Origin of the sequence: Streptomyces sp. NPDC093568 (assembly GCF_044764945.1) — a bacterium.
GTDB lineage: Bacteria > Actinomycetota > Actinomycetes > Streptomycetales > Streptomycetaceae > Streptomyces.
Map to the genome: position 1 here is coordinate 1,274,316 of NZ_JBIWJD010000001.1, position 23,912 is coordinate 1,298,227.

General features: G+C 70.8%; 20 protein-coding genes. 11 read left to right on the forward strand and 9 right to left on the reverse strand.

Features of this window, described 5'->3' with window-relative positions; genetic code table 11:
- Window positions 1-38 precede the first annotated feature (38 nt).
- Both ACIRD7_RS05355 and ACIRD7_RS05360 read left to right on the forward strand, forming a co-directional pair.
- Window positions 39-257, forward strand: coding sequence for an MbtH family protein (locus tag ACIRD7_RS05355; protein WP_403449977.1), 219 nt, complete (start codon window positions 39-41; stop codon window positions 255-257).
- 107 nt (window positions 258-364) lie between these two features.
- Window positions 365-1,168, forward strand: a complete 804-nt coding sequence (locus ACIRD7_RS05360) for an alpha/beta fold hydrolase (protein ID WP_403449980.1) — start codon at window positions 365-367, stop codon at window positions 1,166-1,168.
- A gap of 203 nt (window positions 1,169-1,371) precedes the next feature.
- Here ACIRD7_RS05360 and ACIRD7_RS05365 read toward each other — a convergent pair whose 3' ends face one another.
- A complete protein-coding gene (locus ACIRD7_RS05365; protein WP_403449983.1) occupies window positions 1,372-3,651 on the reverse strand; it encodes an MMPL family transporter in 2,280 nt (759 codons plus the stop codon).
- 472 nt (window positions 3,652-4,123) lie between these two features.
- Here ACIRD7_RS05365 and ACIRD7_RS05370 point away from each other — a divergent pair, with 472 nt between their 5' ends.
- Window positions 4,124-5,149: an ornithine cyclodeaminase family protein gene (locus ACIRD7_RS05370; RefSeq protein ID WP_403449986.1), complete on the forward strand. Its 1,026-nt coding sequence runs from the start codon at window positions 4,124-4,126 to the stop codon at window positions 5,147-5,149.
- Window positions 5,150-5,324: 175 nt separating this feature from the next.
- On the opposite strand, the gene ACIRD7_RS05375 is transcribed toward ACIRD7_RS05370, so the two are convergent.
- The 3 genes from ACIRD7_RS05375 to ACIRD7_RS05385 form a co-directional block, all read right to left on the reverse strand.
- Complete coding sequence (locus tag ACIRD7_RS05375) at window positions 5,325-5,960, reverse strand: response regulator (RefSeq protein ID WP_403451682.1); 636 nt, start codon at window positions 5,958-5,960, stop codon at window positions 5,325-5,327.
- Complete coding sequence (locus ACIRD7_RS05380; RefSeq protein WP_403449988.1) at window positions 5,960-7,174, reverse strand: sensor histidine kinase; 1,215 nt, start codon at window positions 7,172-7,174, stop codon at window positions 5,960-5,962. Before ACIRD7_RS05380 ends, ACIRD7_RS05375 begins: the two co-directional genes overlap by 1 nt.
- Window positions 7,175-7,245: 71 nt before the next feature.
- Window positions 7,246-7,911 carry a DedA family protein gene (locus ACIRD7_RS05385; RefSeq protein WP_403449991.1) on the reverse strand — a complete coding sequence of 222 codons (666 nt, stop codon included), beginning with the start codon at window positions 7,909-7,911 and terminating at the stop codon, window positions 7,246-7,248.
- 385 nt (window positions 7,912-8,296) lie between these two features.
- On the opposite strand from ACIRD7_RS05385, the gene ACIRD7_RS05390 reads away from it, so the two are divergent.
- The 8 genes from ACIRD7_RS05390 (at window position 8,297) to ACIRD7_RS05425 (ending at window position 17,921) form a co-directional block, all read left to right on the forward strand.
- Window positions 8,297-9,469, forward strand: a complete 1,173-nt coding sequence (locus ACIRD7_RS05390) for a hypothetical protein (RefSeq protein WP_403449994.1) — start codon at window positions 8,297-8,299, stop codon at window positions 9,467-9,469.
- A 20-nt stretch (window positions 9,470-9,489) separates the two neighbouring features.
- Window positions 9,490-10,194, forward strand: a complete 705-nt coding sequence (locus tag ACIRD7_RS05395) for a DUF6182 family protein (RefSeq protein ID WP_403449997.1) — start codon at window positions 9,490-9,492, stop codon at window positions 10,192-10,194.
- Window positions 10,195-11,832, forward strand: a complete 1,638-nt coding sequence (locus ACIRD7_RS05400; protein ID WP_403449999.1) for a GH3 auxin-responsive promoter family protein — start codon at window positions 10,195-10,197, stop codon at window positions 11,830-11,832.
- A 31-nt stretch (window positions 11,833-11,863) separates the two neighbouring features.
- Complete coding sequence (locus ACIRD7_RS05405) at window positions 11,864-14,206, forward strand: hypothetical protein (protein WP_403450002.1); 2,343 nt, start codon at window positions 11,864-11,866, stop codon at window positions 14,204-14,206.
- 1 nt (window position 14,207) lies between these two features.
- A complete protein-coding gene (locus ACIRD7_RS05410; RefSeq protein WP_403450005.1) occupies window positions 14,208-15,026 on the forward strand; it encodes a hypothetical protein in 819 nt (272 codons plus the stop codon).
- Window positions 15,027-15,294: 268 nt separating this feature from the next.
- On the forward strand, window positions 15,295-15,957 hold the full coding sequence (locus ACIRD7_RS05415) for an NUDIX domain-containing protein (RefSeq protein WP_403450008.1): 663 nt from the start codon (window positions 15,295-15,297) through the stop codon (window positions 15,955-15,957).
- Between the two features lie 124 nt (window positions 15,958-16,081).
- Window positions 16,082-17,071: an aldo/keto reductase gene (locus ACIRD7_RS05420; protein ID WP_403450011.1), complete on the forward strand. Its 990-nt coding sequence runs from the start codon at window positions 16,082-16,084 to the stop codon at window positions 17,069-17,071.
- Window positions 17,072-17,117: 46 nt separating this feature from the next.
- Window positions 17,118-17,921 (forward strand): DUF427 domain-containing protein, encoded by an 804-nt coding sequence (locus ACIRD7_RS05425; RefSeq protein ID WP_403450013.1) that lies wholly within the window; start codon window positions 17,118-17,120, stop codon window positions 17,919-17,921.
- Here ACIRD7_RS05425 and ACIRD7_RS05430 read toward each other — a convergent pair.
- From ACIRD7_RS05430 to ACIRD7_RS05450, 5 genes are read right to left on the reverse strand one after another with little or no spacing between them, the layout of a single operon-like run.
- Window positions 17,911-18,696: a GntR family transcriptional regulator gene (locus tag ACIRD7_RS05430; RefSeq protein ID WP_403450016.1), complete on the reverse strand. Its 786-nt coding sequence runs from the start codon at window positions 18,694-18,696 to the stop codon at window positions 17,911-17,913. The two genes, ACIRD7_RS05425 and ACIRD7_RS05430, sit on opposite strands and share 11 nt — an antisense overlap.
- 23 nt (window positions 18,697-18,719) lie before the next feature.
- The gene (locus tag ACIRD7_RS05435) at window positions 18,720-20,213 is read right to left on the reverse strand and encodes a CoA-acylating methylmalonate-semialdehyde dehydrogenase (protein ID WP_403450018.1); all 1,494 of its coding nucleotides are present in this window, start codon (window positions 20,211-20,213) and stop codon (window positions 18,720-18,722) included.
- A 30-nt stretch (window positions 20,214-20,243) separates the two neighbouring features.
- A complete protein-coding gene (gene iolD / locus ACIRD7_RS05440; RefSeq protein ID WP_403450020.1) occupies window positions 20,244-22,121 on the reverse strand; it encodes a 3D-(3,5/4)-trihydroxycyclohexane-1,2-dione acylhydrolase (decyclizing) in 1,878 nt (625 codons plus the stop codon).
- 8 nt (window positions 22,122-22,129) lie between these two features.
- On the reverse strand, window positions 22,130-23,017 hold the full coding sequence (iolB, locus tag ACIRD7_RS05445; protein WP_403450023.1) for a 5-deoxy-glucuronate isomerase: 888 nt from the start codon (window positions 23,015-23,017) through the stop codon (window positions 22,130-22,132).
- A gap of 14 nt (window positions 23,018-23,031) precedes the next feature.
- Window positions 23,032-23,910, reverse strand: coding sequence for a deoxyribose-phosphate aldolase (locus ACIRD7_RS05450; RefSeq protein WP_403450026.1), 879 nt, complete (start codon window positions 23,908-23,910; stop codon window positions 23,032-23,034).
- Window positions 23,911-23,912: the final 2 nt, after the last annotated feature.

Consider the following 23,912-nt stretch of genomic DNA (forward strand, 5'->3'; position numbering starts at 1 on the left):
TTCCAGAGAAGCAGAATTCGCTGAGAAGGAGCGATCGAATGAGCAGCAATCCCTTCGAGGACCCCGAGGGCACCTACCTGGTCCTGGTCAACGACGAGGGGCAGCACTCGCTGTGGCCGGCGTTCGTCGAGGTGCCTGCGGGCTGGCAGACCGTCCTCGGGGAGACCACCCGGGACGCGGCGCTCGACTACGTCAACACGAACTGGACCGACATGCGTCCCAAGAGCCTCGTCGAGGCCATGGACGGCGCTGCCTGATCCGATCGTTCCGCGGCCCGCGCACCCCGGACGATCCGGGGGCGCGGGCCGTGCGCGTCCCCGCGCGGACGCGCAACGCACGACCACGACGAAAGGGGAGAGGCACCATGCCGGTCATTCCCGTGAACGGGATTCGGCTCAGCTACGACGAGGCCGGCACCGGCGACCCGGTGGTGATGATCCAGGGCACCGGCGGCGGCCGTAACGTGTGGCAACTGCACCAGGTGCCCGCGCTCACCGCGGCCGGCCTGCGCGTGATCACCTTCGACAACCGGGGGATCCCACCGAGCTCCGAGTGCCCCGAGGGATTCACCCTGCGGGACATGGTCGAGGACGTGGCCGGGCTCATCGAGCGTCTGGACCTCGGCCCCTGCGCCGTCGTCGGTACCTCCATGGGCGCGTTCGTCGCACAGGAACTGGCGCTGGCCCGGCCAGAGCTGGTCAGCCGAGCCGTCCTCATGGCGACCCGCGGTCGTACCGACTTCCTGCGTGCCGAGCTCACCCGCGCGGAGATCGACCTGTACGACTCGGGCATCGGGCTCCCGGACCGGTACGCGGCCGTTCTGCGGGCCCTGAAGTCGCTGTCCCCGCGGACACTCGACGACGACACCGCGATGGCCGACTGGCTGGACCTGTTCGAGCTGACGTCCGCGCCGGGGCCGGGACAGCGGGCCCAGATGGAGGTCAGCCGCCTTGCGGACCGTCTCGCCGCCTACCGGGACATCCGCGTTCCGTGCCAGGTCATAGCCTTCGCCGACGACCTGATCACCCCGCCCCGCCTGGGCCGGGAGGTGGCCGACGCCGTTCCGGGCGCCCGGTACGAAATCGTCGAGGGTTGCGGCCACTACGGCTATCTGGAGGACCCCGACGCGGTGAACAAGGTGCTCGTGGAGTTCCTCACCGGTCCGTGAGGGGCGTGCGCGAGACGACGTGAGAGGCCCGGCGCCCGAAGGCGCCGGGCCTCTCGTCGCTCGGCGGACGCCGCCCCCTGCCAGGGCGGCGGAGAGAAGAAGGAGAGGGAGAGAAAAAGAGAGGGAGAGAAAAAGAGAGAGGAGGGAGGGCCTTCGTCCGGGGGTGACGGTCGGCCCTCCCTCCTCGGCGGAGGGACCTGGCTCTACTGGTTGTAGTAGTCAGGTCGCGAGGTATCACGGCGGTGCTGGCCGGGCTGCGACTGCTGCTGCGGGTACCCGCCCTGCGGGTACTGCTGCTGCGGATAGCCGGCCTGCGGGTACTGCTGCTGCGGCTGCTGCTGCGCCGCGAACCGTGCGTAATGCGGCTGCTCCTCGGCACGGTGCCGCGTCGGCTCGGCCTGGTCCGGGACCTGGCCCGAGGGGCCGCGACGGTCGCCGGAGACCTTTCCGGGCCACCAGTTCCACTTGCCGAGGGCCGTCATCAGCGCCGGCAGCACATAGATCCGGATGATCACGGCGTCCAGCAGGATGGCCGCCGCGAGGCCCACGCCGAGCTGCTTGAACTCGACCATGCTCAGCGTGCCGAAGATCGCGAACACCCCGACCATGACGATCGCCGCACTGGTCACCACGCCCGCCGAGCGGGTGATGCCCTCACGGACGGACTCCTTGGTGGAGGCGCCGTTGACCACTGCCTCGCGGATCCGGCTGACCACGAACACGTGGTAGTCCATCGACAGCCCGAACAGCACCACGAACAGGAACAGCGGCAGCCACGAGACGACCGCGCCCGAGCTGTGGAAGTCCAGCAGCCCCTCCGCCCAGGTGTGCTGGAAGACCGCGACGAGCACCCCGAACGAGGCCGCAGCCGAGAGCAGGTTGAGCAGGATCGCGGAGACCGCCACGGCCAGCGACCGGAAGATCAGGATCATGGTGACGAAGGTCAGCAGCAGGACGAAGCCCACCACCCAGGGCATCCGCTCCTCGAGGTGACCCGTGAAGTCCACGCCCTGCGCCACCTTGCCGCCGACCGCGCTCTCGGCGCCGGGCACGTCGGCCATGGCCTGCGGCAGCCAGTCACGCAGCAGCTCCAGGGACTCGCGGGCGCCGTCGCTCTTGGGCTGGTACGGCGTGCCCACGTCGACGGTGTGGACCCGGTGGTCGGCGGACTCCTTGATCGTCGGCGTCGCGTCGTGCGCGAACAGCTTGTTGTCCGCGGTGCGTTCGAGCAGTCCCTGCAGGGCGCCCTTCACCTCACCGGACTGTGCGGCGGGCGCCTCCACGGCGATCTGGTGCACGGTGCCCTTGCTGGGGAATGCCTCGGTCAGCCGGTCCATCGCCTGCACGACCGGGATGTCCCGGGACAGGTCGTCCGAGCCCGGCTGCTTGAGCTTCATGTCGAGGGCCGGTACGGCCAGCAGGAGCAGCGCGCCCACGGACACCACGAGCGTGATGACCGGCCTGGACAGCGCGGGGCGCAGCAGCGCGGGCCACACCCGGGACTCGCCGGAGCGCATCGTCAGCCGCCACAGGAGGGGCACCCGCGGCTTGTCGACCCAGCGGCCCAGCTTGGCGAGCAGGGCGGGCAGCACGGTCAGCGAGGCCAGCACGGCGACCGCCACGACGATGATGGAGCCGGTGGCCAGGGACGCGAAGGTCGCCTCCTGGGCCAGGTAGAGGCCGGCCATCGCCACGATCACGGTGGTGCCGGACACCACGACGGTGTGCCCGGACGTCTCCGCGGCGACCTCGATCGCGTCGACGTGGGACTTACCGGCACGGCGCTCCTCACGTTCGCGCTTGAGGTAGAAGAGCGAGTAGTCCACGCCCACGGCCATGCCCATGAGCAGGATGACGTTGCTCACCGCGCTGGTCTCGGGCAGCACGTGGGAGGCCAGCGTGGACAGTCCGATGGCCGCGCCGACGCACGACAGCGCGAGCACCACGGGGACGCCCGCGGCGATGATCGCGCCGAAGACGACGAGCAGGATGAGCAGGGTCAGCGGCAGGCTGATCAGCTCGGCCTTCTTGAAGTCCTCGCCGAGCGTCTCGGACAGCCCCTTGGCCGTCGAGCCGGTGCCCACCTCGTCGACCCGCAGGCCCTCGTGGGCCTTCTCGGTCGCCGCGCTCGCGTCGAGCAACGGCTGGACGCGCTGGTCGGCGTTCTCCGTGTCGCCCTTCATGGTCACCGGGACCAGGAGCGCCTTGCCGTTCGGCGCGGGGATCGGCTCACCCACGCTCTCCACCTCGGCGAGCGCCTTCATCCGCCGGGTGACGTCCGCGGCCGCGTCCTGGGCGGTCGCGGACTCGAGCTTCCCGCCGTCCGCGGCGGTGATCAGCACGTTCTCCTCGGCCTTCTCGGGGAAGTCACCGGAGTGCACGATCTTGCCGGCGCGGCCGGACTCCCGGACCCCCGACTCCTCGTCACTGATCGCGTTCGTGCCGGCCGCTCCGCCCAGGAAGAGGCACGCGGCGACGAACACGACCCACAGGCCGATGGCGGACCACGGATGTGTGGCGCTCCATCGCGCAATCCGTACCGTTGCCGGTTTCTTTCGCACCCTTGCTTCCTTCCGTTGCTGCAGGTCCGGCCCAGGAAGCCGGTCGGATCTCGACGGGAAAAAGCTAGGCCCGCCGACGTGCGTGTGGATACGAGGTAAACCGTCGCGGTGGCCGTTGTTTTCCGCAGGTTCGGCGTACGGAGAACCGCAGGTCCGACCCTGCGGAAAACCGCAGTAAGAAACCTGCGGAAAACCGTAGTGCCCTTGGAAATCCTTGACCCAGTAAAACCCTGGACGTTACGTTCGATGCGTGAATCGGCGGCCCCGGGAAATAGCTGCCCAATGGCTTCCCGGGTAAAAAAGTCGACCGATCGCGGAGTGTAGCTCGTTAAATGACAGGCGTACATTCCTTGGCAATTAGTTGCCGAGGTGCGACGACAGTCGAGGGGAGAAAATGGAGACCACGGTCCTCACCCGGCAGCATGTTGCCAAACTCGTCAAGGAGAGCGGCAACGATCGCTTCATGGATCGGATGATCGTCCGACTCCAGGAGGCGTTCACCGCATCGGACAGAGGTGTGAGCCCCGTCCGGGACGGATTCCTCCGCGGTCCGGGGAACACGGCCATCCTCGAATGGATGCCGCACCATGATCCGGGGCGTTCCATAACGATCAAGACGGTGGCCTACACACCGTCGAACCCCACCACGTTTCAGCTGCCCACCATCATCGGATCCCTCACCCGCTACGACGATGTGACGGGCCGTCTGCTGGCGGTCTGCGACGGCATCCTGCCCACCGCGATCCGTACCGGGGCGGCCTCGGCGATCGCCAGCCGGCTGCTCGCCCGCCCGGACAGCCGGGTCCTGGGCCTCGTGGGCGCAGGGGCGCAGGCCGTGACCCAGGCGCACGCGCTCAGCCGGGTGTTCCCCCTGGAGCAGATCCTGGTGTACGACATCGAGCCGGCCCACGCGCGCTCCTTCGCGGACCGGGTGGACTTCCTCGACCTCGACGTCCGTGTCGTGGAGCTCGCCGAGTTGGAGGCGGCCGCGGACATCATCTGCACCGTCACCTCGGTCGGGGTCGGCGACGGACCGGTGCTGAGCGGCGACAACCTGCGGCCGCACGTGCACATCAACGCCATCGGCGCCGACCTCATCGGCAAGTTCGAGGTCCCGAAGGCGATCCTGAAGTCGGCGTTCGTGACGCCGGACCACGTGGCGCAGGCGCTGCGGGAGGGGGAGTGCCAGCAGTTGGAGGCGGGCGACCTCGGTCCCGACCTGATGACCCTGTGCGCCGAGCCGGAGACGGCGGCCGTCCACCGGGACCGGGTGACCGTCTTCGACTCGACGGGCTTCGCGCTCGAGGACCATGTCGCCCTCGACGTGCTGCTCGAACTCGCCGACGAGGCGGGCATCGGCGACCGGGTGCAGGTGGAGCACCTGCCGGACGACGCGCTGAACCCGTATTCGTTCCAGTGACGACAAGGACGTGCCGGGCAGAGCTCCTACCGCCCGGCACGTTCGCCTGCTCCGGTGCGGCCCGTGTCCGCCACGGTTGCTGGGAACCGGCCGCGCCGGATGCGCACCCGGCCGACGGCTTCCCCGGGTTCCATTCCCTCGAAAACGCGGGCCCCGGCGGCCGTCGGCCGCCGGGTCACGACTCCAGATACCGCAGCACGGCCAGGATCCTGCGGTTGTATCCCGTGGTGTGCCCGAGTTCGAGCTTGTCGAAGATCGTGTTGAGGTTCTTCTCGACCGTGCTCATGGAGATGTGCAGCTTCTCCGAGATGGCCGCGTTGGTGTGTCCCTGGGCCAGCGTCTCCAGAACGCTGCGCTCGCGGGGAGTCAGCCGGGACAGCGGGTCGCTGTGCGTCGTACGGATCACCAACTGCCGCACGACCTCCGGATCGATGGCGGCTCCGCCCTCCTGGATCCGCTCCAGAGCGTCGAGGAATTCCTCCACCTGCGCGACCCGGTCCTTGAGCAGATAGCCGACGCGCTCCGCGTTCGACGTCAGCAGCTGGGCCGCGTAGTTGCGCTCTATGTGCTGCGACAGCACCAGGACCCCGACCCCGGGCCAGCGCTTGCGGATCTCCAGCGCGGCCCGCAGCCCCTCGTCCGTGTGGGTGGGGGGCATCCGGATGTCCACGACGACCATGTCCGGCGGCTGGGCCTCGACCTCCCGCAGCAGGGCGACGGCGTCACCCACCGCGGCCAGAACCTTGTGTCCCTCCTCGGTGAGCAGCCGGACCAGCCCCTCTCGCAGCAGGGTCGAGTCCTCGGCCAGCATCAGGCGCACGGCAGCTCCGCGGTGATCGTGGTGGGCCCCCCAGGGGGGCTGTGGACGTGCAGTCGGCCGTCCAGGGCGCCGACTCGGCTGTGCAGTCCCGTCAGTCCGCTGCCCGCCGGATCCGCGCCGCCGACGCCGTTGTCCTCGGTCCGTACGACGAGGACCGGCCCGTATCGGCGGACGCTCACGACGATCTCCGTGGCGGCCGAGTGCTTGGCGGCGTTGGTCACCGACTCCGACACGACGAAGTACGCGGCGGTTTCGACGGAGGCGGGCAAGGGCTCGGGGAGGACGAAGTCCATCCGGATGGGAATGCTGCAGCGCTCGGACACCCCGGCGAGCGCCTCCTGCAGCCCCAGGCTGTCCAGCGCTGACGGATAGACCCGCCAGGCCACTTCCCGCAGCTCGGTCAGGACGTCCTGGGACTCCTTGTGGGCCTGCTCCAGCAGGGAGTTGGCCTGTTCGGGCGTACGGCCCCGACGGGCGCGCCCGAGGAGCATGGCCAGCGCCACCAGGCGCTGCTGCACCCCGTCGTGCAGATCGCGTTCGATGCGCCGGCGTTCGGTGTCCACCGCCTGCAGCACCGCCGCCCGGCTGGTGGCCAGTTCGTCGATGCGCTGCTGCATCAGCTCGCGCTCCGACGGGCCGAAGTACTCGCGGGCCAGCCGCGCGTCGAGCGCCTCCAGCGACAACAGGCCCTGTACGTCCAGGAAGAGCAGCACCCCGCCGAGCAGCCCCTGGGTGAGCAGTTCCTGCCAGGTGAGCGTGCCCCGCGCGAGGCTTGCGACGAGCAGTCCCGCGAGGACGGCGCCGAAGCCGAGCAGACCGATCACGACGCCGGTGAGGAGGCCGGTGTACGTACGTGTCGCGAGGTAGCGCAGGATCCGCTGGTCCCGCGCGGGACGGTCCGGGAAGCGGTCCCCGAAGAAGAGCGAGCGGCGCCGGCGCTCGAGGGATGTCAGCCGACGGGCGCCCGCGGTAAGGGCGATGAAGGCGTGCCGCCGGGTCCGCGGCCACAGCAGAAGGGGGCCGAGGACGCTGCCCACGGTGCAGAAGTACAGCAGCGCCGTCAGCGCGGTGAAGCAGCCGAGGAGGACCCCGGTGGCCCTGAGCGGCAGAGCGGGAGACGGCGTGGACGGAACCTCACCGCTCGAGGGCTCCGGTCCGAGCCCTCCCGGGTGATGTTGGGTGGTGACCTCCGAATCCCCCTGCACGGACGCCGAGACTAGTCCGGCCGCGCAGGCGGGGCAAGATCGTTCGGCCTGGACGACAACAGCGGGGGCGTTCACGACGTACGGCGGTGCTGGGCGGAGCCGCGGGAGGACCGCACACGTACCACGATGTACAGCACCAGTGCGGCGGCGACCAGGACGAGGACGGCCTTGCTGATGATGCCGACGTATCCCTCGACGAGATCCCACTGATCCCCCAGCCAGTAACCGGACAGGACGAGCGCGGAGTTCCAGATCAGGCTGCCCAGGGTGGTCAGCAGCAGGAAGGTCGGCATCGGCATGCGTTCCAGACCGGCCGGCACGGAGATGAGGCTGCGGAAGATCGGCACCATGCGGCCGAAGAAGACGGCCTTGGTGCCGTGCTTGGCGAACCACTGCTCCGTCCGCTCCAGGTCGGACACCTTGACCAGCGGCAGCCTGGCCCAGAGCCGGTACATGCGCTCACGGCCGAACAGCATGCCGATGTAGTAGAGGACGGCCGCGCCCACCGTCGAACCGATGGTGGTCCACAACAGCGCCGAGAACAGGCTGATGACGCCTTGCCCGGCCGCGAATCCGGTCAGCGGCAGGATGATCTCGCTGGGCAGCGGCGGGAAGAGGTTCTCCAGGGCTACGGCGAGGCCGGCGCCGGGGGCGCCCATGGCGTCCACGAGGTCGGCTGCCCACCCCGCGATACCGTCGGCGGGCTCCTGGGGCAGGGCCAGAGTCATGAGGTCCATTCGAATTTCTCCAGGCTGGCGGGGCGGTCGCCGCAGGCAGGTGCCGCGGTTCACCGATCACGCTAGAAACCGCAGACCAGCGCCGGTATGAGGATTGCCGTCGAAGTTGTGCGGTTCTCCCCACCCTCGACCCTGCGGAAAACCGCAGGGTGGGCAGGCGCACTGCGGCACCGGCAACGACCCTGCCCGGCCGGAAACGCGAGGCCGGAAAGGGGAATTAACCCGCCCGAATTGGCAACAAGGTGCCACTGGTGGGATTTCGTTGACTCTTGAATTCGAGGCCGGTTAGTTTCGCCTCTTCGGCGGTCAAGTTCCTTGAAAACTAAGGTCACTTGATCCTTCGGCATGTCGAATGGTCGGCGTTTATGGAGAGAGGATTCACCCGGTGGCCTTGGAGGAGGCGGCACCACCCTCGCGAAAGACCGTGCGGACCGGACCCGGCACGTTCGGCGAACTCGTCGTGGCACCGGTGACGATCACTCCGACGAAACCGCTCACCCCCACCCACGTCAAAGGCCTGCTGTGGACCGACGTCCTGGTGAAGGCGAGCGCCCGGGTCAGCGGCGTACGACTGGTCTGGAACAACCGCATGGCCACCGTCACCACCCAGTCGACGGCCTTCTGGCACCACCTCGACCTGACCGAGCCGGACACTGACTGGAGCAGCGAGTCGGACACCCGGATCGGCGAGCGGTACATCCGCTTCCACGCGGAGCGGCGGGAGACCGACCCCCGGGCAGTCGCCGACTACCTGACGCGAGCCGACGAGGACGGCTGGATCCATCCCTGCGGTCGGCGCATGCTGGATCTGTGGAGCGCCCAGCTGGGCCGGCTGGGCGTCGGTGACCTGGGTCTCGACGCCGACCGCCCGCTGGCCACCACGGCGAAGACGATGGTCGCGGCACTGGCCGAGCGAGGACTGCTGATCGACCACCGGCGCTTCGGCGGCCCTGTCCACCTCGACGGCCCCCGCTGGGGCCTGCCGCTGCGCCAACTCGTCGGCGGCGACGGGCAGCCCAACTACCTGCTGCCGATCCTGCGCGAACTCGTCCCGATGATCCGTCCCGACCGGTTGTTCCTGCTCGTCCACGACGACGGGATCGCTGCCGACTACCTGCTGCTCGACCGCGTCCTGACCGAGTTCGGCGCACGGACGGCACGCCTTCCCCTGAGTCGGGTGCCCGTGGGCGACGTACAGCGCTCCAGCCGGTACGGCGGCTGGCAGGGAGCGACACTCGGCGATCTCGCCGCCACCTCCGGCACAGCCGACCTGGCCGCCTACCGGCTCGGAATGCGGCTGTACTTCGCCGGCACGCTGCACCGACGCTCGACGCAGCCGTTCCGGATGCACCTGCTGCGCCGCTGCGTGGGGCGTGCCGCCCGCCTGCTCGGCGAGATGCCTGCCGGCGGCGCGGGCGGGCCGGGTCGGCACCTCGCGGCGACCCTGTCCCGGCTCCGGGCCCAGCAGGGCTACGTCGACCCCTACCGGCTGACGGCATCCCTGCTGGGCAAGCGGTCCGGCGCGCCGGCCCCCGAACTGCGGGCGATCTACACATGAGGGGGGTACCGAACACGCGGATGTCCGACGCCGAGGCGCTGGCCGCCGCGGCACGGGCCCGCCTCGAGGCGGGCCGCGGCGGACTGGGTGACGGGCCCGCCCCGCCGGGGCTGGCCGTCGTGGTGGTCGTGGCCGACCTCGACCCCGTCGAGTTCATCGCGGGTGCGGCCGATTTCGCCCTGAGGATCCCGGATGCCCAGCGGGACGGCTGGTACCGGACGTTCACCCGGACCGTGTTCCTCGCGGGCCGGCCTGCGAGCGTGGCCGCCCGCCACCCGTACCGCCACGCGACCCCGGGAGCGGACCTGGCCTGGTACGGCCCCGCCACGCGCCGCGAACTGCGCCCGCTGTCGAGGTTGTTGCGTGCCTTCCAGGCTCCGGCGCCGATCGCGGTGCCCGCCGGGCCGCTGACCGTGACCGTCCCGGGCCCCCCTTCCGGACTCATCGTGGACGCCGCGGTCGCGACCGGCGACGTCAGCAGCGGTGCGTACCTGGTGCATGTCCACCACCTGATAACCGAGGCGGTGCTGCGCGGCCTGCTCCGGCCCGGCGACACCCTCCGCGTCGAGCACGCCGACACCCTGGACATCGCCGACTTCCCCGCCGTCCTCGATCCCGCCCGGGCGGCCTCGGTCCAGACACGGATCACCCACAGCGGCACCGAACCCGACCGCCTGCGCCTGTACGGCGTGCTCACCTCGACCCCTGACGAAGGAGGCCGCTGAATGGACGCCGAACGCGTGCTGGCGGAGCACCGCCGGCTCCTGGACAGCCTGGACCGGCCCGAGGAGGTGCAACGCGACCTGCTCACGCGCGTCCTGGAGCAGAACGCGGACACCGCGTTCGGCCGTGAGCACGGGCTGGCCCGTGTCCGCACCATCGACGAGCTGCGCCGGGCGGTGCCCATCCGCACCCATCAGGCGCTGATGCCGTGGATCGAGCGGGCCATGAACGGTGAGCCGAAGGTGCTCACCGCCGACGATCCGGTCGTCTACTTCTCCTCCAGCGGAAGCACCGGCCGGGAGAAGCACATTCCGGTGACGCGCACGTACATGCAGTGGACCTTCCTGCCCTTCTACCACGCCAGTTTCGCCCCGTTGCTCCAGACGCTGCCGGAGGCGGCGGCCGTACCGAACGGCGTGCTGAACCTGTGGCAGGACCCGACCGCGCCCATGGCCCGGACCCGGCAGGGCCAGCCGCACATCGGCGCCAGTCAGGTCGACTACCGCAAGTTCGGCGAGGCCTCGGCCGTCGGCCCGGGCAACGCGGCTCCGTGGAGCCGTATACCCGACGAACTGGCCAACGCCGACCCCTGGAGCCGCGCCTACTACAAGCTGAGGCTCGCAGCCGAGCAGGACATACGGATCGTCATCGGCGTCAACCCGGCGATGGTCGCCGGGCTGCCGTACCAACTGCGCACACTGTGGCCCCGGCTCGTCGAGGACATCAGGGCCGGCACCCTCGACGGCCGCCCGCACACCACACCGAACCCGGAGCGCGCCGACGAGATCGCGCGGTACGCCAAGACGTTCGGCACGGTCCTGCCGTACCACCTCTGGCCGCGCCTGACCGCCGTCCTCGTCTGGAACAGCGCGCTCGCCTCGCTCTACCTCCCCCGGGTACGGGAGACCTACGGCCCGGGGGTCCAGTCGTTCGCCGCGCCGATCGCGTCCTGCGAGGGTCCGGCCGGGGTCCCGGTCGACCAGCACCCCACCGGCGCGCCGCTGTATCTACCGGGCTGTGTGTACGAGTTCGTCCCCGCGGACGGACCGGTCACCGCCGACAGCGAGACCTTGTCGGCCACCGAGATCGAGGAAGGGCACGACTACCACCTCGTGTTGACCCACGTGGGCGGCATGTACCGATGCGCCGTCACGGACGTGGTCCGGGTGGTCGGCCGGGTCGGCCGCACCCCGCGTGTCGAGTACGCCGGCCGCGACATCGTCCGGTCCGCCGCCGGAGAGCGGCTGACCGAGGCCATGGCCGTCCGCGCCCTGCGAGCCGCCTGCCTCGACACCGGAGCGGAGATCCGCAACGCGACCTATCGCCTGGCCTCCGGCACCGGCGAGGACACCGGGCGCTACCAGGTCGCCGTCGCCTTCGCGGGCCCGCCGGCCCCGGCCCTGGCCGACGCCCTCGACGTGCGCCTGGCGGAGCAGTGCCCCGGCTACCGCGCCGGCCGCCGGTCCGGCCGGATCGGCCCCGTCGAGGTGATCACCGTGCACGAGGACGCCTTCCTGCTGGAGTGGGAGCGCTCCGTGCGCGGCGGCCAACGCCCGCCCCGGGTCAAGGACCGGGTCTTCCTGACCTCCGACGACGCATGGGCCAGGATCGTCGCCACCCGGCCCGGGGACGCGCGCTGATGCCGATGCCACGTCACGAAACGAGGGACGCATGACCGACGCCATTCCGGGCCGGGGGCAGTACACCGAGGACGCCCGCAGACAGCGGCTGAACTGGCTGCGCGAACGCAGCGGCACCCCGCTCGCCTCGTTGGAGAGCACCGTGTTCGCCGCGCACAACCTGGTCGGCAATGTGGAGAACTTCCTCGGCTCGGTCGAGGTACCGGTGGGCCTCGTCGGCCCGCTGCTGTTCGACGGGGACATGGTGGGCGAGAGCGTCGTCGCTCCCTTCGCCACCACCGAGGGCGCACTCGTCGCCTCGGCGTCCCGCGGCGCACGGGCCCTCACCGCCTCCGGAGGAGTGCGCACGAAGGTGCTGTCGCAGCGGATGACCCGCGCACCCGTGCTGGAGTTCGCCGACCTCGCCGCCGCGCACCGGTTCACCGCCTGGCTGCTCGACCGGCGCGGCACGCTGGACGAGCAGGTCCGTCTGGTGTCCCGGCACACTCGCCTGGTCGACGTCGACCCCTACCAGATCGGCCGCTATCTGCACCTGCGCCTCGCCTTCGAGACCGCCGACGCGGCGGGCCAGAACATGACGACGGCGGTGACCTGGCAGATCTGCCGCTGGCTGACCGACGCGCTCGCCGACGAGGAGGATCTGCGTCCCCGCAACCTGCTCCTCGAGGGCAATCTCAGCGGCGACAAGAAGGCAACCGTCGGATCCATGCTGACCGGCCGCGGCACCCGGGTCACCGCCGAGTGCCGACTGCGCCGCGATGTGGTGGCCTCCGTACTCAAGACGACACCCGAGGCAATGGTGAAGAGCCATGCCGCGACGGTCCTCGGCGCGCAGCAGGCCGGGATGCTCGGGTACGGGGTCAACGCGGCGAACGCCATCGCGGCGCTGTTCGTGGCCACCGGGCAGGATGTGGCCTGCGTCCACGAGTCGGGGGTGTCCATCTTCTCGGTGGAGATGGACGGCGACGACCTGATCGCCACGATCCTGCTGCCCAACCTGGTGGTGGGCACCGTCGGTGGTGGCACGGGGCTGCCGCACCAGCGCGAGCTGCTCGCCCTCCTCGGCTGCGCGGGTGCGGGTGGGGCCCGCAGGTTCGCCGAGATCGTCGCCGGATTCTCCCTGGCCCTCGACGTGTCGACGTTGGCGGCGGTGGTCAGCGGTCAGTTCGCCGAAGCGCACCAGCGCCTCGGCCGGGCCCGTCGCGTGGACTGGCTGCAGCCCGGTGACCTCGACGCTGCGCTGCTGCAACCGGTACTGGCGCAACGGCTCGGAGATCCCCGGCTGCACGTCACCCGGGTGACGGCGGGCCCCCGGCTGCGCGGCGACGGAATCTCCAGCGAGCTCGGTGCGCTGGGCGAACGCCGCAAGCTGACCGGCCTCCACCCGCTCAGTGTGAGCTGGACCGGTGGCGCGGGGACCGCGACGACGGTCGATCTGGTGGCTAAGGTCAAGTCGCGTGGCGAGGAGATCGTGGCCGGCATCGCCAAGCTGGTCTCGCTGTGCGGCGAGGAGCTGGCCGGGGCATGGAGCCGCTGGGGCGCCGACACCGAGTTCACCGACGCGCACCGTCGTGAACTGTCGGTGTACCGGCGCCCGGAGCGCGCGCTGACGGATCTCCTGCCACGCTGCTACGGCCTCATCGAGGACGACGAGCGCGAGGCCTACGTCATCCTCATGGAACGGCTGCGGGACGACAACGGGCCGTCCAACGGCGACCGGATCGGGGACGCGCTGCGTGCCGTCGCCCGCGTCCACGGGCACTGGCTCGGCCGGGACCAGGAACTGCACGCCGAGGGCTGGTTGTACCAGGTACAGGAGCCGGCCCAGCTGGCGAAGGCACGAGAGCTGTGGGGGGCTCTCGTCCGTCATGCCGCGGCGGAGTTGCCCGAGTTGCTCGACTCCGGCCGCCGGGACATCCTGCTCGGCATCGTCGAGGATGCCGGGTTCTGGACGCAGGAGCTGCACGCCATGCCCCGCACGCTCGTCCACAACGACTTCAATCCGCGCAACATCGCAGTGCGGGACGGGCGAGTGGTGGCGTACGACTGGGAGCTCGCCACCGTCGACGTGCCCCAGCGTGACGTCGTGGAGCTGCTGGCGTTCACCGTCGGCCCACAGGTGACCTGGGACCAGGTCGACCGATTGCTCACGGTGCACGCGCAGGCGGTGGCCGAGGTGTCGCCGAGGGCGGCGGTGCTCGTCGCCGGCTCCGACTGGCGGCAGGGCTACCGACTGGCGCTGCGGGAGTTCCTGATGACCCGCCTGGCGCTGTACCTGGCCGGGCACACCCAGCGCGAGTTCGCGTTCCTGCCCAGGGTGACGGAGACCGCCTTCCGCCTGTGGCACCTCGAACAGATCCGGGACGGTGAGTGAGGTGCGGGTCGCGTTGGTCGGCATCGACGGAGTCGGCAAGACCACGGTGCTCCACCGCATCCGTGAGCAGGAGGACATCGCGGTCGTGCACGCGGTACGGGGACATGAGGATCCGGACAGCCCCTTCGCGGACCTGTCCGTGGCACTGGCCGACGCGTCGTCCGCAGCGGACGACCTCGGCCGGGTGCAGCTCAAGGTCGCCGTGCTCTACCTGCAGTTGTGCCTGTTCGGCCCGGCGGAACGGCAGGCCGTGGACCGGAGCCGAACGCTGCTCGCCGACCGGCACCCGCTCGTCGACCCGCTGGTGTACCTGCCGATGTTCGCGCGCGTCGAGCGGGACACCGAGCCCGGCTCCGATGTGGAAGCCTGGTGGCACAAGCAGCAACCGGGCGCCGCGCAGGCGGTGAGCGACTGGCTCCTGACGTGTTCGGGAACGACAGATCCCTGGGAACTGGGCACGGACGTGCTGCGATGGGGCACGATGCCGCCGCACGAGATGCTCAGCCGACTCGGCCGGAGCTTCGGTGTCACGCTGCCGGACGGTGTCATCCTGCTCGACCTGCCCGTGGCCCAGGCGCTGCGGCGCACCCGGGAGCGCGCACGGGGCAGCGAACTGCACGAGACCCGGGCGTTCCTGTCGGCGACCCATCAGCGCTACGGCGAGGTTCTGGACTGGATGTCCGAGGCTCGGCCGGACCTCGCCGTACGGCGCGTCGACTGCGCGGACCGTTCCGTGGACGAGGTGACCGAGCGGGTGCGTGGCGCACTGGAGAGCATCGCTCACGCCTCGCGGAACGAGCGCGTGGACACCGGGCATTGAGAATCCGGAGCACCGCGGTCGATGGCCTCCTGCCGCCGGCCGGACCAGCCATGTTCTGGGCGCCCCCGGCAGGACTCGAACCTGCGGCCAAGCGCTTGGCGACGCGCTGCACGTAAACGTCACCACCACATCGTTCAGCGCCTTCGACGAGCCGTTGGACGTACGGCCGCCCGCCGCGGCGCAGGTGATGGACAAGGCCGACGTCACCGGGTGAAGAATGGTAGAAGCGGGCCATGACCAACTCGCTCATCGCCTCGGCCGGTGCCCGATGACCGCCGGCATCGACACCCCCGACCGCCGCGGCCGCACCGGACTCGACCAGGTCGGCCGGGACCTGACCGGCAACCCCCGCGTAAGGGTGCGGGACGTACAGCTCCTGTCCAGCCACTGGTACGTCGAGCGCGCCACCACCTTCGACCTCCAGCACGCCGACGGCACCTGGCGGACCCAGCAGCGCGAGACCCACGACCGCGGCAACGGCGCGACCATGCTGCTGTACGACGCCGAGGCCGAAACCGTCCTGCTCACCCGCCAGTTCCGCTTCCCGGTGTACGTCAACGGCCACCCCGACGGCATGCTGATCGAGACGCCGGGCGGGCTGCTCGACGACGAGGACGAGCACCCGGAGATCGCCGTGCGGCGCGAGGTGGTGGAGGAGACCGGGCACACCATCGGCGACGTCCAGCACGTCTTCGACGTCTACATGAGTCCGGGCTCGGTCACCGAACGCGTCAGCTTCTACGCCGCCGCCTACGGCCCCTCCACCCACACCCACGAGGGCGGTGGCCTCGACGAGGAGGGCGAGGACATCGAGATCCTCGAACTGCCCTTCCGCCGCGCCCTGGAGATGATTCGCACCGGGGAGATCAACGACGCGAAGACCATCATGCTGCTGCAATGGGCGGCGCTGGAGGGCCCCTTCGCCAAGTGAGCCTGAGGACTAGGGAGCCAGTGAGCCAAGTGGGCGCCCGCGCCCTTGACTTGAAGTGCCCTTCAAGATGAACACTCCCGTTCGTGCCCCGAATCCGGGCGCGGGAACGGGAGGGGACTCACCCATGAAGTACCGCACCATCGGCACCGACCCCGGCACCCGACGCGAGGTCAGCGTCCTCGCGCTCGGCGCGATGCTGTTCGGCTCACGGACCGACGAGGAGACCTCCTTCGCCGTACTCGACCGCTATGTCGAGGCCGGCGGGACCTTCATCGACACCTCCGACAACTACGCGTTCTGGGAGGACGGCGGCCAGGGCGGACAGAGCGAGGAACTCCTCGGCCGGTGGCGGCGCAGCCGCGGCATCGGCGACGAGATCGTCATCGCCACCAAGCTCGGCGCCCGGCCGCTCGCCCCCGGCACCGGCTATGCCGACAACGCGGAGGGCCTGTCGGCGAAGGTGATCCGCGAGTCCGCCGAACGCAGCCGCGACCGGCTCGGCGTGGCCAGGCTGGACCTGCTCTACGCACACATCGAGGACCACCGGGTACCGCTCCAGGAGACCGTCGAGGGATTCGCCGAGCTGGTCGCCGAGGGCACGGTCGGCCTCCTCGGCGTCAGCAACCACGCCGTCTGGCGGGTCGAGCGGGCCCGTGCCCTCGCCGCCGCGGCCGGACTGCCCGGCTACGAGGTGCTGCAGTACGCTCACAGCCACCTGCGGCCCCGCTTCGACGTGCCCGACGGCGGCCTCTTCCCCGACGGCAGCCTCGGCCACGCCGGCCCGGAGCTGCTGAGCTATCTGCGCGCCGAGCCCGGCCTGACCCTGGTCGCCTACTCGCCGCTGCTGAAGGGCGCGTACACCCGCCCGGAGGTGGCGCTGCCCGCCGACTTCGACCACCCCGGCACCCCGACCCGGCTGAAGGTCCTGCGCGAGGTCGCCCAGGAGACCGGCGCCACCGTCAACCAGGTCGTCCTGGCCTGGCAGATCGGCGCCGAGCTGCCGGTCGTCCCGCTCGTCGGGGCGTCGTCGGTGGCCCAGCTTGAGGAGAGCCTGGCCGCCGTGGACCTGGAGCTGACCCCGCAGCAGCGGGCACGGCTCGACGCGGTCCACTGACCGCACCGGGAGTACGCTCCGAAGAGGAGCCGAAGGAGAGTGGGCCATGCCTCTGTTCCCCACCGAGCGGTCCGTCCGTACGACCCCCGAAGGCCTCCTCTGGGAGCCCAGCGAACGCTGGGTGCGGGGTCTCAAGGGCGATGTCACCGTCGTCGACAGCCGCCACCCCCTCCTGGTCTGGGAACCCGATCTCCCCGTCCCGTGCTACGCGTTCCCGCGCGAGGAGGTCCGCACGGACCTGCTGCGCCCGGCCAAGAACCCGACGCCGGGCAAGCACGCCGGATCGCAGGTCTTCTACGACCTGGAGGCCGACGGCGAGCTCGTGGAGAACGCGGCGTGGACCTTCCCCGCCGCCGACCTCGCCGGCCACATCGCCTTCGAGTGGTTCCTGCGCTGGGGGACCGGCCTCGACCACTGGTACGAGGAGGAGGAAGAGATCTTCATCCACCCCCGCGACCCGCACAAACGGGTGGACGCCATGCCCAGCAGCCGCCATGTCCGGGTCGAGATCGGCGGCACGGTCGTCGCGGACTCCCACCGGCCGGTGCTGCTGTTCGAGACCGGGCTGCCGACCCGGTACTACCTGCCCCGCGAGGACGTCCGGCTAGACCTGTTCGAGCCCACCGACCACCGCACCGGGTGTCCCTACAAGGGCAGGGCCGAGTACTGGACCTGGAGCGGCGAGGGCCGGATCCCGCGGAACATCCTGTGGAGCTACGCCGAGCCGCTGCCCGCGGTGAGCCCCATCAAGGGGCTCATGGCCTTCTACAACGAGGCGGTGGACGTCGTCCTGGACGGCGAGCGGCTCCAGCGGCCGGTCACGCCGTTCACCACGAGCCTCAGGACCTGACCAGCAGCTGGAAGTCGAACGCGTACCGGGACGCCCGGTAGATGTGCGTCCCGTACTCGACCGGCCGGCCCGTGTCGTCGTACGCCGTGCGCTGCATGGTCAGCAGCGCCGCGCCCTCCTTCTCGTCGAGCCGCTCGGCCTCCTCGGCGGTGGCGCAGCGGGCTCCGACGGTCTGGCGGGCGCTGTGCAGGGTGATGCCGACCGCGCGCATCATCCGGTACAGGCCCGTCGACTCCAGCCGGGCCGTGTCGAGGTCGAGCAGGCCGGCGGGCAGGTAGTTGCAGAGGATCGCCACCGGCTGGCCGTGTGTGCGGCGCAGCCGCTCCAGCAGCGTGACCTCGGTGCCCTCCGCGACGCCGAGCGCGGCCGCGACGTCGGCGGCCGCCGGGACGCGCTCGTTGCGGACGACCTGTGTGGTCGGACCCTGCCCCGCCGCCTCCAGGTCGTCGTAGAGGCTGCTGAGCTCCAGCGGGCGCTTGACCTGGCTGTGCACCACCTGCGTGCCCACCCCGCGCCGCCGCACCAGCAGCCCCTTGTCGACCAGGGACTGGATGGCCTGCCGGACGGTGGGCCGGGACAGGCCCAGCCGCACCGACAGGTCCACCTCGTTGCCCAGGAGGTTTCCCGGGGCGAGCGCCCCGTGCTCGATCGCCGCCTCCAGCTGCTGGGCGAGCTGGTAGTACAGCGGCACGGGACTGCCCCGGTCCAGGGCGAAGTCCAGCGCGTCCAGCGCGGAGGCGGACGCGGCACGGGCGGAGCCGCGGGTCTTCGCCATGGGACGACCTCCCTGTCAGGGTGTCAGGAGTTGCTGGGGAAACCGAGGTTGATGCCGCCGTCGGACGGGTCCGGCCAACGGGTGGTGATCACCTTGCCCTGGGTGTAGAAGGCGATGCCGTCGTTGCCGTAGATGTGCAGATCGCCGAAGAGCGAGTCCTTCCAGCCACCGAAGGAGTGGTAGCCGACGGGGACGGGGATCGGCACGTTCACACCGACCATGCCCGCCTTCACCTCCAGCTGGAAGCGGCGGGCGGCGCCGCCGTCCCGGGTGAAGATCGCGGTGCCGTTGCCCCAGCGGGAGTCGTTGATCAGCTTGATGGCCTCGTCGTACGTCTCCGCACGCACCACCGCAAGCACCGGGCCGAAGATCTCGTCCCGGTACGCGTCCGCCGTCAGCGGCACCCGGTCCAGCAGCGAGACACCGAGGAAGAAGCCGTCCTCATGGCCCTCCACGGAGTAGCCGGTGCCGTCGACGACGACCTCGGCGCCCTGCTCGGCGGCCGAAGCGACATAGGACGCCACCTTGTCCCGGTGCTCGCGCGTGATCAGCGGGCCCATCTCGGAGGCCGGGTCGTTGCCGGGGCCGATGCGCAGGTTCTTCGCCCGCTCGGCGATCTTGCCGACCAGCGCGTCGCCGGTGTCGCCGACCGCGACGACGACCGACACGGCCATGCAGCGCTCGCCCGCCGAGCCGTACGCGGCGTTGATCGCCTGGTCGGCGGCGAAGTCCAGGTCGGCGTCCGGCAGGACCAGCATGTGGTTCTTGGCGCCGCCGAGGGCCTGCACGCGCTTGCCGTGCTCCACTGCCTTGAGCTGGATGTACTTCGCGATCGGCGTCGAGCCGACGAAGGAGACCGCCTCGATGTCCGGGTGTTCGAGGAGCCGGTCCACGGCCACCTTGTCGCCCTGCACGACGTTCAGCACACCCTCCGGCAGCCCCGCCTCGGAGGCCAGCTCGGCCAGCCGGAAGGACGCCGACGGGTCCTTCTCGGACGGCTTCAGCACGAAGGTGTTGCCGCACGCGATGGCCAGCGGGAACATCCACATCGGCACCATGGCCGGGAAGTTGAACGGCGTGATGCCGGCGACCACGCCCAGCGGCTGCCGGATCGAGGCCACGTCCACCCGGCTCGACACCTGCGTCGACAGCTCACCCTTCAGCTGTACGGAGATCCCGCAGGCCAGCTCCACGATCTCCATGCCGCGCGCGACCTCGCCGAGCGCGTCGGAGTGCACCTTGCCGTGCTCGGCGGTGATCAGCTCGGCGATCTCGTCGCGGTGGGCGTCCAGCAGCTCGCGGTACTTGAACAGGATCGCGGTGCGCTTGGCCAGGGAGGACTCGCCCCAGCTCTCGAACGCGGCCTTGGCGGAGGCGACGGCGGCGTCCACCTCGTCGACGGTCGCGAAGGCGACCTGCTTCTCCTGGACGCCGGTGGCCGGGTTGTAGACAGGGCTGAAACGGCCCGAGGTGCCCTCGACCGGCTTGCCGTCGATCCAGTGGGTGATGGTCTTCATGGTGCGAAAGTGCCTTTCGTAAGGGGGAGTTCAGAGGTGACGGCGGCGTCCGGCGACGTGCTGGTCGTAGCGCTCGCGGGCCTCGACGGCGGCCTCGCGGTCGGCGACCTCGGCCACGGGCACGTCCCACCAGGCCTCGGGGCCCGGCGAGGTCGGGTTGAGGATGTCCGTCTCGACGTACACGCAGGTGGGCCGGTCGGAGGCGCGGGCCGAGGCCAGCGCCTCGCGCAGCTCGCCCACCGTCTTGGCGCGCAGCACGTCCATGCCGAGGCTGGCCGCGTTGGCGGCGAGGTCGACCGGGAGCGGGGCGCCGGTGAAGGTGCCGTCGGCGGCCCGGTAGCGGTAGTCGGTGCCGAAGCGCTCGCCGCCGACCTCGTTCGACAGGCCGCCGATGGAGGCGTAGCCGTGGTTCTGGATCAGCACGATGTTGACCGGCAGGCGCTCCTGGACCGCGGTGACGATCTCCGTCGGCATCATCAGGTAGGTGCCGTCGCCGACCAGCGACCACACGACCGTGTCCGGGGCGGCCTGCTGGATGCCGATCCCGGCCGGGATCTCGTAGCCCATGCAGGAGTAGCCGTACTCCAGGTGGTACTGGCGCGGCGAGCGTGAGCGCCACAGCTTGTGCAGGTCGCCCGGGAGCGAGCCGGCCGCGTTGATCACCACGTCGTCGTCGCCCACGATCGCGTCCAGCGCGCCCAGCACCTGGGTCTGCGTCGGTACGGCCGTCTCGTCGTCGGCGCGGTAGGCGGCCTCGACGACCGCGTCCCAACGCTCCTTGCCGGCCCGGTACTCGGCCTCGTACGCGGCGTCGACGCGGTGGCCGGAAAGCGCCTGAGTCAGTGCCGTGAGCCCGGCCCGCGCGTCGCACACCAGCGTCCGCGCGGCCAGCTTGTGCGCGTCGAAGCCGGTGATGTTGAGGTTGAGGAACCGCACGTCCGGCTTCTGGAAGAGCGTGCCCGAGGCGGTGGTGAAGTCGGTGTACCGCGTCCCCACGCCGATCACCAGGTCGGCGGCACGCGCGATGTCGTCGCTGACCGAGGTGCCGGTGTGGCCGATGCCGCCGAGGTCGGCGGGGTGGTCGAAGCGGAGGGAGCCCTTGCCGGCCTGGGTGGAGGAGACCGGGATGCCGGTGGCCTCGACGAAAGCCTTCAGAGCCGCCTCGGCCTCGCTGTGGTGGACACCGCCGCCCGCCACGATCAGCGGGCGCTCGGCGGCCCGGATCGCCTCGACGGCCGCCGCCAGTTCGACCGGGTCGGGCGCGGGACGCCGTACGTACCAGACGCGGTCGGCGAAGAACTCCCGCGGCCAGTCGTACGCCTCGGCCTGCACGTCCTGGGGGAGGGCCAGCGTCACCGCGCCGGTCTCGGCCGGGTCGGCGAGTACGCGCATGGCGTTCAGGGCGGACGGGATCAGGGCCTCGGGGCGGGTGATCCGGTCGAAGTACTTCGACACGGGCCGCAGGGTGTCGTTGACCGAGACGTCCGCCTCGGTCGGGTGCTCCAGCTGCTGGAGCAGCGGGTCCGGGGCGTGCGAGGCGAAGTAGTCGCCGGGGAGCAGGAGGACGGGCAGGCGGTTGATGGTGGCGAGCGCGGCACCGGTGACGAGGTTCGTCGCGCCGGGGCCGATCGACGTCGTCACCGCCTGCGCGGAGAGGCGGTTGAGCTGACGGGCGTGGCCGACGGCCGCGTGCACCATCGACTGCTCGTTGCGGCCCTGGTGGTAGGGCATGACGTCCTCGCCCGCCTGGAGGAGGGCCTGGCCGAGGCCGGCCACGTTGCCGTGGCCGAAGATGCCCCAGGTGCCGGCGATCAGCCGGTGCCGTTCGCCGTCGCGCTCGGTGTACTGGGCGGACAGGAACCGCACCAGTGCCTGGGCGACGGTCAGGCGGACGGTGGATGGGCTCATCGGGGACCTCACTCGGACGGAGCGGTGTAGAGGGGAAGACGGGGGTCGACGGGCTGGTCCGGCCAGGTGCCGCGGATCCAGGCGTGGTCGGGGTGGTCGCAGATCAGCCAGGCGCGCTCGGCCTCGGGACCCGCCATGACGTTGAGGTAGTACATGTGGTGGCCCGGCACGGCCATCGAGGGCCCGTGCCAGCCGTCGGGGATCAGTACGACGTCGCCGCCGCGCACCTCCGCGAGGACATCGGTGTTCCGGCCCTGGCCGGACGGGGAGACACGCTGGTAGCCGAGGCCGGGGGTGCCGTCGTGGTCGGCGAACTCGAAGTAGTAGATCTCCTCCAGGACCGACTCCTCGCCGGGCCGGTGCTCGTCGTGCTTGTGCGGCGGGAAGGAGGACCAGTTGCCGCCGGGAGTGATGACCTCGACCGCGATGAGCTTGTCGCACTCGAAGACCCCGGCCGCGCCGAAGTTGTTCACCTGACGGCTGCTGTTGCCGGTACCGCGCAGCTCCACCGGCACCTGGGACGCCGGTCCGTAGCGGGCGGGCAGGCGCCGCGAGCAGCGCGCGCCGGTCAGCGCGAACCGTCCGCCCTCGGTGGACGAGACGGTCGTACGGGCGTCCCGCGGCGCGTAGGCGAAGTCGCTGACTCCGCTGAACACGCTCTCCCGGCCGCTGAGCCGGAAGGAGTCGTGGCCGAAGTCGTCGGCCGTCTCGACCGTGCAGCCGCCGTTCAGCGGGAGCACGATCCACTCGCTCTCGCCGGTGTCGAAGGTGTGCGAGCCGCCGGGCGGCAGCTCCAGGACCCTCAGGCTGGAGTGACCCCAGCCGGCCTTCTCGGGCGTGACGTCCACGACGTAGGGGCCGCCGAGCGCCTTTCCCGCGGGAAGGTGATACGTCATCGTGATCCTCCGGGTCACAAAAGGCCGACGGCCGTGTCCACCGCCGTCTCCACACTGCCCTCGGCCGGGTAGAGCAGCGAGCGTCCTACGACCATGCCCTGGACGGTCGGGAGCCGGAGCGCCTTGCGCCAGCGCTCGTAGGCACCTTCCTGGTCGTCCCCGACCTCGCCGCCCAGCAGGACGACGGGCAGCGTGGACGTCTCCAGAACCTCGGCCATGTCGTCGGGGTCGTCGGTGACGGGCAGTTTCAGCCAGGTGTAGGCCGAGGTGCCGCCGAGGCCCGAGGCGATGGCTATCGACTTGGTGACGGCCTCGGCGGACAGGTCGTTGCGTACCCTGCCGTCGACCCTCCGGGAGATGAAGGGCTCGACGAACAGGGGGAGCCGCAGCGCGGCCATGGCGTCGACGGCGCGGGCCGTGGACTCCAGGGTGGTCAGCGACCCGGGGTCGTCGTAGTCGATGCGGACGAGCAGCTTGCCCGCGTCGAAGCGCAGCCGGGCGATGTCCTCGGCGCGGTGGCCGGTGAAGCGGTCGTCCATCTCGAAGGAGGCTCCGGCCAGGCCCCCGCGGTTCATGGAGCCCATGACAACCTTGTCGTCGAGCACGCCGAGCAGCAGCAGGTCCTCCAGGATGTCGGCGGTGGCCAGCACCCCGTCGGCGCCCGGCCGGGACAGCGCCGTGCACAGACGCTCCAGCAGGTCGGCCCGGTCGGCCATCGCCAGCCGCCGGTCCCCGACGCCGAGCGCGCCGCGGGCCGGGTGGTCGGCGGCCACGATCATCAGGCGGCCGCTGTCGCCGATCAGCGGGCGGCGCACCCTGCGGGCCGCGGCCTCCGCGATCGCCTCGGGGTGCCGGGCTCTGACCGCGGGGAGGTCGGGGATGCTGATGCTCAAGG

Coding starts and splice junctions, on each gene's coding strand:
- ACIRD7_RS05435 (WP_403450018.1), bottom strand. CDS start 20,213: ATGAAGACCATCACCCACTGGATCGACGGCAAGCCGGTCGAGGGCACC.
- ACIRD7_RS05400 (WP_403449999.1), top strand. CDS start 10,195: ATGGACGCCGAACGCGTGCTGGCGGAGCACCGCCGGCTCCTGGACAGC.
- ACIRD7_RS05415 (WP_403450008.1), top strand. CDS start 15,295: ATGACCGCCGGCATCGACACCCCCGACCGCCGCGGCCGCACCGGACTC.
- ACIRD7_RS05370 (WP_403449986.1), top strand. CDS start 4,124: ATGGAGACCACGGTCCTCACCCGGCAGCATGTTGCCAAACTCGTCAAG.
- ACIRD7_RS05420 (WP_403450011.1), top strand. CDS start 16,082: ATGAAGTACCGCACCATCGGCACCGACCCCGGCACCCGACGCGAGGTC.
- ACIRD7_RS05355 (WP_403449977.1), top strand. CDS start 39: ATGAGCAGCAATCCCTTCGAGGACCCCGAGGGCACCTACCTGGTCCTG.
- ACIRD7_RS05425 (WP_403450013.1), top strand. CDS start 17,118: ATGCCTCTGTTCCCCACCGAGCGGTCCGTCCGTACGACCCCCGAAGGC.
- iolB (WP_403450023.1), bottom strand. CDS start 23,017: ATGACGTATCACCTTCCCGCGGGAAAGGCGCTCGGCGGCCCCTACGTC.
- ACIRD7_RS05360 (WP_403449980.1), top strand. CDS start 365: ATGCCGGTCATTCCCGTGAACGGGATTCGGCTCAGCTACGACGAGGCC.
- ACIRD7_RS05385 (WP_403449991.1), bottom strand. CDS start 7,911: ATGGACCTCATGACTCTGGCCCTGCCCCAGGAGCCCGCCGACGGTATC.
- iolD (WP_403450020.1), bottom strand. CDS start 22,121: ATGAGCCCATCCACCGTCCGCCTGACCGTCGCCCAGGCACTGGTGCGG.
- ACIRD7_RS05430 (WP_403450016.1), bottom strand. CDS start 18,696: ATGGCGAAGACCCGCGGCTCCGCCCGTGCCGCGTCCGCCTCCGCGCTG.
- ACIRD7_RS05405 (WP_403450002.1), top strand. CDS start 11,864: ATGACCGACGCCATTCCGGGCCGGGGGCAGTACACCGAGGACGCCCGC.
- ACIRD7_RS05375 (WP_403451682.1), bottom strand. CDS start 5,960: ATGCTGGCCGAGGACTCGACCCTGCTGCGAGAGGGGCTGGTCCGGCTG.
- ACIRD7_RS05395 (WP_403449997.1), top strand. CDS start 9,490: ATGTCCGACGCCGAGGCGCTGGCCGCCGCGGCACGGGCCCGCCTCGAG.